Genomic DNA, 13,851 nt, shown 5'->3' with positions numbered 1-13,851 from the left:
CATGTCCGCCGCGGCCGCCGCGGGCGCCGCCAAGACCGCCGGCCGCTCGGGCCGCAGCACCGAGCTGCCCGAGCACCTGAAGGCCTACAAGGGCGTCTGGGTGTTCATCGAGCACGACCGCGGCCAGGTCCACAGCGTCAGCTGGGAGCTGATGGGCCAGGCGCGCATCCTCGCCGACAAGCTCGGCGTGCAGGTCAGCGGCGTGCTGATGGGCGGCCCGGCCGACGACATGGAGGCCTTCGCGAAGGAGGCCTACATCTACGGCGCCGACCACTGCTACATCATGCGCGACCCGGTGCTGCAGGGCTACCGCAACGAGCCCTACACCAAGGGCCTGACCGATCTGGTCAACACCCACCAGCCCGAGATCCTGCTGCTGGGCGCCACCACGATGGGCCGCGACCTGGCCGGCTCGGTGGCGACGACGCTGGGCACCGGCCTGACGGCCGACTGCACCGAGCTCAACATCGACGGCCGCGCGCTGGCCGCCACGCGGCCGACCTTCGGCGGCTCGCTGCTGTGCACGATCATGACGCTGGCCTACCGGCCGCAGATGGCGACGATGCGCCCGCGCACCGCGCCGATGCCGCGCCGCGACGAGAGCCGCACCGGCACGATCTCGACGATGGCGCTGGGCATGATCGAGACCGACATCGTCACCAAGCTGCTCGAGTTCATCCCGGACGCGAACCGCAACACGGTGAACCTGTCGTACGCCGACATCATCGTGACCGCCGGCAAGGGCCTGAAGAACGCCGACAACATGAAGCTGGTGTGGGACCTGGCGCGGGTGCTCGGCGCCGAGGTCGGCGCCACCCGCGCGGTCACGCAGGCCGGCTGGCTCGAGGCCGAGCGCCAGGTCGGCCAGACCGGCAAGACGGTGCGCCCGAAGCTCTACATCGCCGCGGGCGTCTCCGGCGCCATCCAGCACCGCGTCGGCATGGAGGGCAGCGACATCATCGTCGCGATCAACACCGACCCGAACGCCCCGATCTTCGACTTCGCCCACCACGGCATCGTCGGCAACGCGATGCAGGTGCTGCCGGCGCTGACGGCCACGTTCCGCAGCTATCTCGACCGCCGCGTCCGCAAGGTCGCCTGACCCCCCGAAGGAGCAGTCATGCCAGAAAAGTTTGACGCCATCGTCGTCGGCGCCGGCCCCTCGGGCAACGCCGCGACCTACACGCTGGCCAAGGCCGGCCTGAAGGTGCTGCAGATCGAGCGGGGCGAATACCCCGGCTCGAAGAACGTGCAGGGCGCGATCCTCTACAGCGACGCGCTGGAGAAGATCATTCCGGACTTCCGCGACGACGCGCCGCTGGAGCGCCACATCATCGAGCAGCGCATGTGGCTGCTCGACGACAAGAGCTTCGTCGGCACGCACTTCCGCAGCGAGGACTACAACAAGCCGCCGTACAACCGCTACACCATCATCCGCGCGCAGTTCGACAAGTGGTTCTCGTCGAAGGTGCGCGAGGCCGGCGCGCTGCTGATCTGCGAGACCACCGTCGAGCAGCTGCTGATGGACGGCGACCGCGTCGTCGGCGTGCGCTGCGACCGCATCGGCGGCGACGTCTTCGCCGACGTGGTGATCCTGGCCGACGGCGTCAACTCGACGCTGGCGCGCAAGGCCGGCTTCCACCCCGAGATCCAGGCCAAGAACGTGGCGCTGGCGGTCAAGGAGATCCTCTTCATGCCCGAGGAGGTCATCCAGGCGCGCTTCAACATCGGCGAGGAGGAGGGCGTCGTCATCGAGATGATGGGCTCGGTCACCGAGGGCATGGTCGGCACCGGCTTCCTCTACACCAACAAGGATTCGCTGACGATCGGCGTGGGCTGCATGCTCAGCGACTTCAAGACCAATCCGAACCGCACGACGCCCTACGCGCTGCTGGAGAAGCTGAAGAAGCACCCGAGCATCGCGCCACTGATCGAGGGCGGCGAGATGAAGGAGTACTGCGCGCACCTGATCCCCGAGGGCGGCTTCCACGCGGTGCCGAAGATCTTCGGCCACGGCTGGATGATCGTCGGCGACTCGGGCGGCTTCGTGAACGCCGCGCACCGCGAGGGCTCGAACCTGGCGATGACCACCGGCCGTCTGGCCGCCGAGACGGTGATCCATGCCAAGGCCGCCGGCAAGGACATGGACGCGAAGACCCTGTCGGCCTACAAGGCCGCGCTGGACGACAGCTTCGTGATGAAGGACCTGAAGAAGTACCGCGACCTGCCGGAGGTGCTGCACAACAGCCCGCACTTCTTCAGCACCTATCCCGGTCTGGTCAACCGGGCGGCGCAGACGATGTTCACCGTCGATGGCGTCGACAAGAAGACCAAGGAGCGGGAAGTGCTGGGCAGCTTCAAGGCCGCCCGCAAGCTGACCGGTCTGGTGGGTGATGCCGTCAAGCTCTGGAGGGCCGTGCGATGAGCGCTGCAGCCAACAACATCGTGGTCAACGTGGAAGAGAAGCTCTTCCAGAACCGCTACAAGGTCGACCACGGTCGGCCGCACATCCGCATCAAGGCGCCGGAGGTCTGCGCCAACGACTGCAAGGACCAGTCGTGCACCTTCGTCTGCCCGGCCTCCTGCTACAAGGCCGAGGGCAACCGCTCGGTGACGCTGATCACCGACGGCTGCCTGGAGTGCGGCAGCTGCCGGGTGATCTGCACCGAGCATGCCAACGTCGCGTGGGAATACCCGCGCGGCGGCCACGGCATCCTGTTCAAGTTCGGCTGAAGGGTCGGTCCGCGATGAACGATGTCGAACGCTTCCTCGCCCACGCGATCGCGCTCGAGCGCGAGGCCGCGCGGCGCTACGAGGAACTGGCCGCGGCGATGCAGACCGACGGTCGCGCCGAGCTCAAGGCCTTCTTCGCCCGCATGGCGCACTTCTCGCGCCTGCACCTGGCCGAGGCGCAGGCCCGCGGCCAGTGGCGCGATCTGCCGGTGCTGGCCGAGCACGAGTACGACTGGCCCGACGGCATCGCGCCCGAGACCGCCGACTGGGCCGGTGTCGACGCGCAGATGACGGTGCGCTCGGCGCTGGAGCTGGCGCTGGAGAGCGAGCGCCGCGGCCACGCCTACTACGCCGCGGTCGCCGCGCTGGCGCAGGACCCGGACGTGCGCCACCTCGCGGCCGAGTTCGCCGCCGAGGAGGCCGAGCACCTGGCCGAGCTCGAGCGCCGGCTGCACGCCTGCGCGGCCTGACCCGATTCCTTCCCCGCAAGATCCAGGATCCAGGAGCCTTCCGATGAGCCGACCCGTCCGCCATGTCTTCGTCTGCAGCCAGCAGCGCCCGCCCGGCCACCCGCGCGGCTCCTGCGCGGCCAACGGCGCCGCGCCGCTGCTGCAGGCCTTCTGGGGCGAGCTGCAGCGCCGCCAGGCCTACGAGCAGGTCGCGGTGACCTACTCGGGCTGCCTGGGCCCGTGCGACGGCGGCCCCAACGTGCTGGTCTATCCCGAGGGCGTGCTCTACCAGGGCGTCAAGGTCGAGGACGTCGGCGAGCTCTTCGATCGACACCTGCTCGGCGGCGAAGTGGTCGATCGGCTGGTCGCCCCCCCCGCAGTCTGGTGATCCGGCGCGGCATGGCGAGATCGCTTGACCTGCGTCAAGGCGCCCCCCGTCCGGTCGGCAATTGCGTTGATCTGGCACGCATTCGGCGCAGTTATTGCAGCACCTCGCGCAGCATGCCGCGCCTCGCCTCCTTCCTGCCCCGCGCTGGCGCGACGCATGCACCTCGCCGCGGCACCGGTCGGTTCGCGGTCGTGACCGGACCCCAAGGAGGTGCGTGATGGTGGACCGAACCGCGGTGAACGAGCGCTCGCATGTCGAGCTGATCACCATCCACGAGATCTGCCGCATTCTCGGCGGCTCGCTCGACATCTCGCGGACCTTCCGCGAGGCGCTCAACGTGCTGGTGGCCCACATCGGGCTGAGCCGCGCGATGGTGGTGCTGCCCGGCGGCGAGGAGGGGCAGGGCCCGCTGAGCGTGCACAGCGCCGTCGGCCTGGAGCGGGCGCAGGCCGAGCGCGGCCACTGGCGCGTCGGCGAGGGCGTGATCGGCCGGGTCTACGCCTCGGGCATTCCGGTGGTGATGCCCGACATCTCGCAGGCGACCGAGTTCATCGACCGCACCGGCGCCTTCGGCGCGCACGACGAGCGGATGATGGCCTTCCTGGTGGTGCCGCTGAAGACCGACCACGACGTGGTCGGCGTGCTGGCGGCGCAGCGCGAGGTCATGGGCAGCGCGCGGCTGTCGGACGACCAGCGCCTGCTGACGATGGTGGCGACGCTGCTGGCGCAGTCCTTCGCGCTGCACCGCGCCGTCGCCGACGAGCACCACCGGCTGCGCCAGGAGACCTCGCGGCTGCAGAAGGCGCTGGCGCGCGAGCCGCGCGGGCGCTACGCGATCGACAACGTCATCGGCGACTCCCAGCCGATGCAGCAGGTCTTCCGCGAGGTGCACCAGGCCGGGCCGTCGCGCGCCACCGTGCTGCTGCGCGGCGAGTCCGGCACCGGCAAGGAGGCGATCGCGCGCGCGATCCACTTCCTCAGCCCGCGCAAGGACGCGCCCTTCATCAAGGTCAACTGCGCGGCGCTGACCGAGTCGCTGCTCGAATCGGAGCTGTTCGGCCACGAGCGCGGCGCCTTCACCGGCGCGGTCGGCGACCGCAAGGGCCGCTTCGAGCTGGCGCACGGCGGCACGCTCTTCCTCGACGAGGTCGGCGACGTCTCGCCGGCCTTCCAGGCCAAGCTGCTGCGGGTGCTGCAGGAGCGCGAGTTCGAGCGCGTCGGCGGCACCAAGGCGGTCAAGGTCGACGTGCGACTGATCTGCGCGACCAACCGCGACCTCGAGCGCATGGTGCAGCGCGGCGAGTACCGCGCCGACCTGTACTACCGCATCAACGTCGTCTCGATCTTCCTGCCGCCGCTGCGCGAGCGCCGCTCCGACATCCCGCAGCTGGTGTCGCACTTCATCGACCGCTTCAACAAGGAGAACCGGCGCAGCCTGAAGGTCACGCCGGAGGCGATGAAGGTGCTGACCAGCTGCTACTGGCCCGGCAACGTGCGCGAGCTGGAGAACTGCGTCGAGCGCACCGCGACGATGGTCTCGGGCGAGTACATCCGCGACCTGGCCTTCCCGTGCCGGCAGAACCGCTGCCTGACGCAGACGCTGCACTTTCTCGACAAGGCCGATGCGGTGGCGGCGGCCGCCGCCGTCCCGCAGCGTGCCCCGGCCGCCGCCCCGGCGCCGGTCCCGCCCGCACCGGCCCCGGCGCCCGCGCCTGCGCGCTCCTCGGGCTTCGTCGACCTCGACCACGACCCTGACGACGATCTGGCCGAGGACGACAGCAGCTTCGCCGGTCTGCCCGATCTCGACGAGGAGGGCGTCACGCTGATCGGCCCGACCGCGCAGCTCCCGCCCTCGGTGCGCCGCTTCGGCCCCGAGCCGCCCGACAGCGAGCGCGACCGGCTGATCTGGGCGATGGAGCAATGCGGCTGGGTCCAGGCCAAGGCCGCCCGCCTGCTGCGCATCACCCCGCGCCAGCTCGGCTACGCGCTGCACAAGCACCGCATCGAGGTGCGCAAGTTCTGAGCTGAACGCGGGCCGCGGGCGCAGCCGCCCGTGCCGCTGCACGCCTGCGCCGTGCATGTAACCAGATTACATAAAATGCGGAGTAAGGGTTGCGACGGACAGGGTTCGCACCGAGTTCGGGCCGAATCAACGCAAACGAACGCAAACGATGACGCAAAACCGCAATCGGTTGCGCTGAGGCGTGATCGGCCCTGAAATGGGGCATTCGAGGGCCTTTTGATCAGGGTTTTCACCAGTGTGGCGCGCATGTAAGGAAATTACATTGCTGCCGTGGCGTGACACGCCTCGCCTTCACCACCACGCGAATCAGACGGAGACAGCCCATGTCCAATTCCTTCAAGCAGATCGCGGCCGGCATCGCCCTGGCCTTCGGCTCGGTCGCCGGCGCGCACGCCGCGACGATCACCATTTCCTGCGGCTCGGTCGGCCAGGACTTCGAGTTCTGCAAGAAGACCACCGAGGACTGGGCGAAGAAGACCGGCAACACCGTCAAGCTGTTCACCCCGCCGCAGTCGACCACCGACATCCTGGCGCTGTTCCGCCAGATGTTCGCGGCCAAGAGCTCGGACCTGGACGTGATCAACGTCGACGTGGTGTGGCCGGGCATGATCAAGGACCACCTGATCGACCTGAAGCCCTACAGCAAGGGCGCCGAGAAGGAGCACTTCCCGTCGATCGTGGCCAACAACACCGCCGACGGCCGTCTGATCGCGATGCCGTGGTTCACCGACGCCGGCCTGCTGTACTACCGCAAGGACCTGCTCGAGAAGCACGGCGAGAAGGCTCCGACCACCTGGGAAGAGCTGGCCGCCACCGCCAAGAAGATCCAGGACGCCGAGCGCAAGGCCGGCAACGCCGACATGCAGGGCTTCGTCTTCCAGGCCAAGGCCTACGAAGGCCTGACCTGCGACGCGGTGGAATGGCTGTGGAGCTACGGCGGCGGCAACATCGTCGACGACAAGGGACAGATCACCGTCAACAACCCGAAGGCCGCCAAGGCGCTCAGCACCGCCGCGTCGTGGATCGGCACCATCGCGCCGACCGGCGTGCTGAACTACGGCGAGGAAGACGCCCGCGGCGTGTTCCAGAGCGGCAACGCGGTCTTCATGCGCAACTGGCCCTACGCCTGGTCGCTGGGCAACGGCAAGGACAGCAAGATCGCCGGCAAGATCGGCGTCTCCGCGCTGCCCAAGGGCGGCGCCGACGGAAAGAACGCCGCCACGCTGGGCGGCTGGCAGCTGGCGGTCAGCAAGTACTCGAAGAACCCGAAGGAGGCCGCCGACCTGGTCATGTACATGACCAGCAAGGAGATCCAGAAGGAGCGCGCGATCAAGGGTTCCTACAACCCGACCATCCCGTCGCTGTACCAGGACAAGGAAGTGCTGGCCGCCGCGCCCTTCTTCGGCGACCTGTACAACGTCTTCACCAGCGCGGTGCCGCGTCCGGCCACCGCCACCGGCCTGAAGTACAACGAGGTCAGCGCCGCCTTCTGGAACGCCACCCACGACGTGCTCTCCGGCAAGGAGAAGGCCGAGGCCAGCCTGGGCAAGCTCGAGGGCAAGCTCAAGCAGATCAAGCGCCGCGAGTGGTGATCCGCGCCTGATTCCTCTCCCGTCCGTGCATGACCCGAGCCCGCAGGCCTGCGTGCCTGCAGCCGGGTCGGGCCGCGCCTTTGCCTTCTTCTTGCCATTCCGGTCGGATCATGTCCTCCAAGACCCGCACTGCCTGGCTGTTCCTCGCGCCGATGCTGGTGACGCTGCTGATCGTGGCAGCGTGGCCGCTGGGGCGCACCATCTGGTTCAGCTTCACCGACGCCAACCTCAACGACATGGGCGCCGCGCGCTTCGTCGGGCTGGAGAACTACTTCGGCGAATACGGCCTGTTCGCCAATCCGAACCACACCGAGGGCTTCTGGCTCAGCGACTGGGGCACCTCGATCCGCAACACGCTGCAGTTCTCGCTGGTGTCGGTGCTGCTGGAGACGGCCTTCGGCCTGGGCGTCGCGCTGCTGCTCAACCAGGAGTTCAAGGGGCGCGCGCTGGTGCGTGCCGCGGTGCTGGTGCCCTGGGCGATCCCGACCATCGTGTCGGCCAAGATGTGGGGCTGGATGCTGCATGACCAGTTCGGCGTCATCAACGCGATCCTGCAGGGCTGGGGCCTGATCGACGCGAAGGTGGCCTGGACGGCCGATCCGCAGTATGCGCTGTGGACGGTGGTGCTGGTCGACGTCTGGAAGACCACGCCCTTCATGGCGCTCTTGATCCTGGCGGCGCTGCAGACGCTGCCCCGCGACTGCTACGAGGCCGCGCATGTCGACGGCGTGCATCCGCTGCGGGTGTTCTGGTCGGTGACGCTGCCGCTGATCCGTCCGGCGCTGATGGTGGCGGTGATCTTCCGCTTGCTCGACGCGCTGCGGGTGTTCGACCTGATCTACGTGCTGACCTCGAACAACAACAGCACCATGAGCATGTCCGGCTTCGTGCGCCGCGAGATGGTCGACAACGGCTACATGGGCTACGGCTCGGCCGCCTCGACGGCGCTGTTCCTCATCATCGGTCTGGCCACGGTCGTCTACATGCGACTGGGCCGGATGAAGCTCACGGAGGATGCGTGATGCGACGCGCTCCCGCCGCCACCGCGGCCCTCTACACGCTGGCGCTGCTGGTCACGCTGGTCTCGGTCTTCCCCTTCGTCTACGCGATCACCACCTCGCTGAAGACCGGCTCGGAGCTGTTCTCCACCTCGCTGTGGCCGCAGAACGGCAGCCTGGCCAACTACGTCAGCCTGTTCACGGTGGCCGAGCAGCCCTTCGGGCGCCACATCGTCAACTCGGTGGTGGTGTCGACGCTGGTGGTGGTGCTGTCGCTGTTCCTGGGCGTGACGGCGGCCTATGCGCTCGGGCGCATCCAGTTCAAGGGCCGCGGCCTGCTGCTGACCGCCATCCTGGGCGTGTCGATGTTCCCGCAGGTCGCGGTGCTGGCGGGCATGTTCGAGATGATCCGTGCGCTGGGCCTGTACAACCGCTCGCTCGGCCTGGTGCTGCCCTACCTGATCTTCACGCTGCCCTTCACCGTCTGGGTGCTGACCACCTTCATGCGCCAGCTGCCCAAGGAGCTGGAGGAGGCCGCGATCATGGACGGCTGCAGCCCGTGGCGGATCATCAGGGATGTCTTCCTGCCGCTGCTGTGGCCCGCGCTGGTGTCGACCGGGCTGCTGGCCTTCATCGCGGCCTGGAACGAGTTCCTGTTCGCGCTGACCTTCGTCATCGACAACAACGAGCGCACCGTGCCGGTGTCGATCTCGCTGATCTCCGGCGCCAGCAAGTACGAGATCCCGTGGGGAAAGATCATGGCCGCCTCGGTGCTGGTCACGCTGCCCCTGATCGGTCTGGTGCTGGTGTTCCAGAAGAAGATCGTCTCCGGCCTGACGGCGGGTGCGGTCAAGGGTTGAACAAGCACACGAGGTCTTCCGCATGGCTCAGAACAGCAACTGGTGGCGCGGCGGCGTCATCTACCAGATCTACCCGCGCAGCTTCGCCGACAGCAACGGCGACGGCATCGGCGACCTGCCCGGCATCACCGCGCGGCTCGAGCATGTGGCGCGGCTCGGCGCCGACGGCATCTGGCTGTCGCCCTTCTTCAGGAGCCCGATGAAGGACTTCGGCTACGACGTCAGCGACTACTGCGACGTCGAGCCGATGTTCGGCACGCTCGACGACTTCCGCGCGCTGGTGGCGCGGGCCCATGCGCTGGGTCTCAAGGTCATGATCGACCAGGTGCTGTCGCACACCTCGGACCAGCATCCGTGGTTCGTCGAGAGCCGCGCGAGCCGCGACAACCCGAAGGCCGACTGGTATGTGTGGGCCGACGCCCGGGACGACGGCACGCCGCCGAACAACTGGCTCTCCATCTTCGGCGGCAGCGCCTGGCAGTGGGACACGCGCCGCTGCCAGTACTACCTGCACAACTTCCTGACCAGCCAGCCCGACCTGAACTTCCACAACCCGGCGGTGCAGGACGCGATCCTGGCGACCGTCAGGTTCTGGCTGGACCTGGGCGTCGACGGCTACCGGCTCGACACCGCCAACTTCTACTTCCACGACGCCGAGCTGCGCAGCAACCCCGGCCGCGGCGCGCCCGACCCGAACAAGCCCGATCCGGCGGTCAACCCCTTCAATCCCTACGGCTGGCAGCGCCACCTCTACGACAAGAGCCGGCCCGAGAACCTCGTCTTCCTGCAGCGCCTGCGCGCGCTGCTCGACCAGTATCCCGACACCACGATGGTGGGCGAGATCGGCGACGACGACGGCCTGGCGCGGGTGGCCGAGTACACCGCCGGCGGCGACAAGCTGCACATGGCCTACTGCTTCGACCTGCTGGGCGAGCGCCATGACGCGCCCTTCGTGCACGGCGTGCTCGAGCGCTTCGGCCGCATCGTCGGCAGCGGCTGGCCGTGCTGGGCGCTGTCCAACCATGACGTGACCCGCGTGGCCACCCGCTGGGGCGGGCCCGAGCCCGACCCGGCGCTGCTGCGTCTGGCGCTGGCGCTGCAGGCCAGCCTGCGCGGCAGCGTCTGCCTCTACCAGGGCGAGGAGCTCGGCCTGCCCGAGGCCGACGTGCCCTTCGAGGATCTGCAGGACCCCTACGGCATCACGATGTGGCCGCAGTACAAGGGCCGCGACGGCTGCCGCACGCCGATGCCGTGGTCGGCCGAGGCGCCCGACCTGGGCTTCGGCAGCGGCGCGGCGCGGCCGTGGCTGCCGCTGTCCGAGGCGCAGCGCGCGCTGGCCGTCGACCGCCAGGAGGCCGATCCGGGCTCGATGCTGCAGGCCGCGCGCCGGCTGCTGCACTGGCGCCGCACCCAGCCGGCGCTGGTGCACGGCGAGCTCGCGCTGCTGCCGGTGCACGCGCAGGTGCTGGCCTTCGTGCGCGAGCACCAGGGCGAGCGGGTGCTGTGCGCCTTCAACCTGAGCGCGCAGCCCGCCGAGCTGGCGCTGCCGGCCGGGCTGGCGCTGGCGCAGCAGCTCGACAGCGGCATCGGCGGCGCGCGGCCGGCGGGCGCTGCGCTGCAGTTCGCGCCCTGGGGCGTGCTGCACGCCCGGCTGGCCTGAGGCCGGCCCGAGCACCGAGACCTCCCTTCTTTCCCGAGACTTTCCCGAGATCGAGATCGCCATGTCCCGCATCGACTTCCAGCAGATCAACAAGCGCTACGCGCCCAACCTGCCGCTGACCATCCACGACGCCACGCTGACGATCGGGCAGGGCGAGTTCTGCGTCTTCGTCGGCCCCTCGGGCTGCGGCAAGTCGACGCTGCTGCGCATGGTGGCCGGCCTGGAGGACATCAGCTCGGGCGACCTGTCGATCGGCGGCCGGCGCGTCAACGACCTGCCGCCGGCGCAGCGCGGCGTGGCGATGGTGTTCCAGAGCTATGCGCTCTACCCGCACATGACGGTGCGCGAGAACATGGCCTTCGGCCTGAAGGTGTTCGGCGCCGACAAGGCGGCGATCGAGCAGAAGGTGAAGAAGGCGGCCGACATCCTGCAGCTCACGTCGCTGCTCGACCGCCTGCCCAAGGCACTGTCGGGCGGCCAGCGCCAGCGGGTGGCCATCGGCCGCGCGATCGTGAAGGAGCCGGACGTCTTCCTGTTCGACGAGCCGCTCTCGAACCTGGACGCGGCGCTGCGGGTGCAGACCCGGCTGGAGATCGCCAAGCTGCACCATGACATCGGCCGCGCCAGCATGATCTATGTGACGCATGACCAGGTCGAGGCGATGACGCTGGCCGACAAGATCGTGCTGCTGCGCGCCGGCGAGAAGGTGCAGACCGAAGGCAGCGTGGCGCAGTTCGGCACGCCGATGGATCTCTACCACCGCCCGCGCAACCTGTTCGTGGCCGAGTTCATCGGCAGCCCGAAGATGAACATCCTGCCGGGCCGGCTGATCGCCGCCGAGGCCACGCATGCGGTGGTCGACGTGCTGGGCGTGGCGGTCACGGTGGCGGTGGACGCGCGCCGCGCCCGGGCCGGCGAGGCGGTCTCGCTGGGCATCCGGCCCGAGCATCTGCTGCACGGCGAGGCCGAGGGCGCAGGCCTGCCGGTGCGGGTGCGTCACCTCGAGCGCCTGGGCGAATCGTCGATGCTCTACCTGGATCCGCAGGCGGCTGCCGCCTCCAGCGCGGCGGCGGCGCTGCCGCTGATGACGCTGCGCATCGAGGGCCACGCGAGCCAGGGCGCCGGCCAGTCGCTGTGCTTGCGCCTGCGCCCCGAGCAGTGCCATCTGTTCGACGCGGCCGGCCAGGCCTTCGCGCGCACCGTGGAGCTGCCGGCATGAAGACGAGCCGCGCGCCGGTCTGGACCGCCCCCGATCCGCAGGCCGCCCGCCTGGTCGACGCGCTGCGCCGGCGCCATGGTGCACAGGCCGGCTGGCCGGTCTTCGAGGCGCGGCTGCAGCAGCATGTCGCGACGCTGCGCGACGAGCTGCGTCCGCTGCACGGCGAGCGCGCCGACTTCGAGGACGGCGTGCTGCGCCTGCTCGAGACCGCCTGGTCCTCCTGGTGCGAGCGCCCGGCCGACCTGAAGGCGATGGATGCCGAGCGCGAGCGCGATCCGGCCTGGTTCCAGTCGCAGCGCATGCTCGGCGGCGTCGGCTATGTCGACCGCTTCGCCGGCGACTTCCGCGGCGTCGAGGCGCAGATCCCGTATTTCCAGGAGCTCGGCCTGAGCTACCTGCACCTGATGCCGCCCTATCTGTGCCCGCAGCCGCACAACGATGGCGGCTACGCGGTCAGCAGCTACCGCGAGACCCAGCCCGCGCTGGGCACGATGGCCGAGCTGCGCGCGCTGGCGCAGCGCCTGCGCGAGGCCGGCATCTCGCTGGTGCTGGACTTCGTCTTCAACCACACCTCCGACGAGCATGCCTGGGCGCAGGCGGCGCGCGCGGGCGATCCGGTCTTCTCCGAGTACTACTGGATCTTTCCCGACCGCACGCTGCCCGACCAGTACGAGCGCACGGTGCGCGAGATCTTTCCCGACGAGCATCCCGGCGCCTTCAGCCAGCTCGAGGACGGGCGCTGGGTCTGGACCACCTTCCACAGCTACCAGTGGGACCTGAACTACAGCAACCCGGAGGTCTTCCGCGCGATGGCCGGCGAGATGCTGTTCATCGCCAACCTGGGCGTGGAGTTCCTGCGCATGGACGCGGTGGCCTTCGTCTGGAAGCGCCTGGGCACGCCCTGCGAGAGCCTGCCGGAGGCGCATCACCTGCTGCGCGCCTACAACGCGCTGGCGCGCATCGCCGCGCCGGCGCTGCTGTTCAAGTCCGAGGCGATCGTGCATCCGGACGAGGTGGTCTCCTACATCTCGCCGGCCGAGTGCCAGGTCTCGTACAACCCGCTGCAGATGGCGCTGCTGTGGAACACGCTGGCCACCCGCGAGGTCAACCTGCTGCAGCTGGCGCTGGCCGAGCGCCACCACCTGCCCGAGGGCACCGCCTGGGTGAACTACGTGCGCAGCCATGACGACATCGGCTGGACCTTCGCCGACGAGGACGCGGCGCGCTTCGGCATCGACGGCTTCGACCACCGCCAGTTCCTGAACCGCTTCTATGTCGACCGCTTTCCCGGCAGCTTCGCGCGCGGCGTGCCCTTCCAGGACAACCCGGCCACCGGCGACTGCCGCATTTCCGGCACCTGCGCGGCGCTGTGCGGGCTGGAGCAGGGCGACCCGCACGCGGTCGCGCGCATCCTGCTGCTGCACGGGGTGGTGCTGTCGAGCGGCGGCATTCCGCTGATCTATCTCGGCGACGAGATCGGCCAGGGAAACGACGTCGGCTATGCCGACGATCCGGCCCGCGCCGGCGACAGCCGCTGGGTGCATCGGCCGATGCGCGATCCGCGCCGCCATGCCGAGCGGCTCGATCCGAGCACCGCGGCCGGGCGCATCCATGCCGGCCTGCGCCATCTGATCTCGCTGCGCCGCCATCTGCCGGCCTTGGCCGGCGGCCGGCTGCTGCCGTTCTGGAGCCGCCATTCCGCGGTGCTGGGCTACCGGCGCCCGGCGCCGCAGGGCGACGACGCCCGCGGCGGCGTGCTGGTGCTGGCCAACTTCAGCGAGCGCCCGGCCAGCGTGCTGCCCGAGGTGCTCTCTGCCCAGCCTGCGACAATGGTCGACCTGATCGGCCAGACCGCCTTCGATCTGCGCGCCGGCCTGACGCTGGCGCCGTACCAGATGGTCTGGCTGGTCGCGAGCGGCGCCTGAGTTC

The 13,851-nt window shown here is 69.3% G+C and carries 12 protein-coding genes; all 12 read left to right on the top strand.

Translation table 11 applies throughout. The features are described from left to right. Nucleotide 1 precedes the first annotated feature (1 nt). The 12 genes from HNQ01_RS05465 to HNQ01_RS05410 all read left to right on the top strand — a co-directional run bounded on the left by HNQ01_RS05465 (nt 2) and on the right by HNQ01_RS05410 (nt 13,847). A complete protein-coding gene (locus tag HNQ01_RS05465; RefSeq protein ID WP_173804385.1) occupies nt 2-1,102 on the top strand; it encodes an electron transfer flavoprotein subunit alpha/FixB family protein in 1,101 nt (366 codons plus the stop codon). Between the two features lie 18 nt (nt 1,103-1,120). Further along, on the top strand, nt 1,121-2,425 hold the full coding sequence (locus HNQ01_RS05460) for an FAD-dependent monooxygenase (protein ID WP_173804349.1): 1,305 nt from the start codon (nt 1,121-1,123) through the stop codon (nt 2,423-2,425). Further along, complete coding sequence (locus HNQ01_RS05455) at nt 2,422-2,733, top strand: ferredoxin family protein (protein WP_173804348.1); 312 nt, start codon at nt 2,422-2,424, stop codon at nt 2,731-2,733. The genes HNQ01_RS05460 and HNQ01_RS05455 overlap by 4 nt, the downstream gene beginning before the upstream one ends. 14 nt (nt 2,734-2,747) lie before the next feature. Beyond that, nucleotides 2,748-3,203, top strand: a complete 456-nt coding sequence (locus tag HNQ01_RS05450; RefSeq protein ID WP_173804347.1) for a ferritin family protein — start codon at nt 2,748-2,750, stop codon at nt 3,201-3,203. A 43-nt stretch (nt 3,204-3,246) separates the two neighbouring features. After that, nucleotides 3,247-3,570 (top strand): (2Fe-2S) ferredoxin domain-containing protein, encoded by a 324-nt coding sequence (locus HNQ01_RS05445; protein WP_173804346.1) that lies wholly within the window; start codon nt 3,247-3,249, stop codon nt 3,568-3,570. A gap of 217 nt (nt 3,571-3,787) precedes the next feature. Continuing rightward, complete coding sequence (gene nifA, locus HNQ01_RS05440; protein WP_173804345.1) at nt 3,788-5,593, top strand: nif-specific transcriptional activator NifA; 1,806 nt, start codon at nt 3,788-3,790, stop codon at nt 5,591-5,593. 323 nt (nt 5,594-5,916) lie between these two features. Continuing rightward, nucleotides 5,917-7,185, top strand: a complete 1,269-nt coding sequence (locus HNQ01_RS05435) for an ABC transporter substrate-binding protein (protein ID WP_173804344.1) — start codon at nt 5,917-5,919, stop codon at nt 7,183-7,185. Nucleotides 7,186-7,295: 110 nt separating this feature from the next. Next, nucleotides 7,296-8,207 (top strand): carbohydrate ABC transporter permease, encoded by a 912-nt coding sequence (locus HNQ01_RS05430; protein ID WP_173804343.1) that lies wholly within the window; start codon nt 7,296-7,298, stop codon nt 8,205-8,207. After that, nucleotides 8,207-9,043 (top strand): carbohydrate ABC transporter permease, encoded by an 837-nt coding sequence (locus tag HNQ01_RS05425; RefSeq protein WP_173804342.1) that lies wholly within the window; start codon nt 8,207-8,209, stop codon nt 9,041-9,043. Before HNQ01_RS05430 ends, HNQ01_RS05425 begins: the two co-directional genes overlap by 1 nt. 22 nt (nt 9,044-9,065) lie before the next feature. Next, nucleotides 9,066-10,703 (top strand): alpha-glucosidase family protein, encoded by a 1,638-nt coding sequence (locus HNQ01_RS05420; protein ID WP_173804341.1) that lies wholly within the window; start codon nt 9,066-9,068, stop codon nt 10,701-10,703. Nucleotides 10,704-10,764: 61 nt separating this feature from the next. Continuing rightward, the gene (locus HNQ01_RS05415) at nt 10,765-11,922 is read left to right on the top strand and encodes an ABC transporter ATP-binding protein (protein ID WP_173804340.1); all 1,158 of its coding nucleotides are present in this window, start codon (nt 10,765-10,767) and stop codon (nt 11,920-11,922) included. After that, nucleotides 11,919-13,847 carry an amylosucrase gene (locus HNQ01_RS05410; protein WP_173804339.1) on the top strand — a complete coding sequence of 643 codons (1,929 nt, stop codon included), beginning with the start codon at nt 11,919-11,921 and terminating at the stop codon, nt 13,845-13,847. The genes HNQ01_RS05415 and HNQ01_RS05410 overlap by 4 nt, the downstream gene beginning before the upstream one ends. The last annotated feature ends 4 nt before the right edge of the window (nt 13,848-13,851 follow it).

This window comes from Sphaerotilus uruguayifluvii, from assembly GCF_013294065.1.
GTDB classification, from domain to species: domain Bacteria; phylum Pseudomonadota; class Gammaproteobacteria; order Burkholderiales; family Burkholderiaceae_C; genus Sphaerotilus; species Sphaerotilus uruguayifluvii.
The sequence above is the reverse complement of the archived record's forward strand: the minus strand, read 5'-3'. Positions and strand labels throughout refer to the sequence as shown.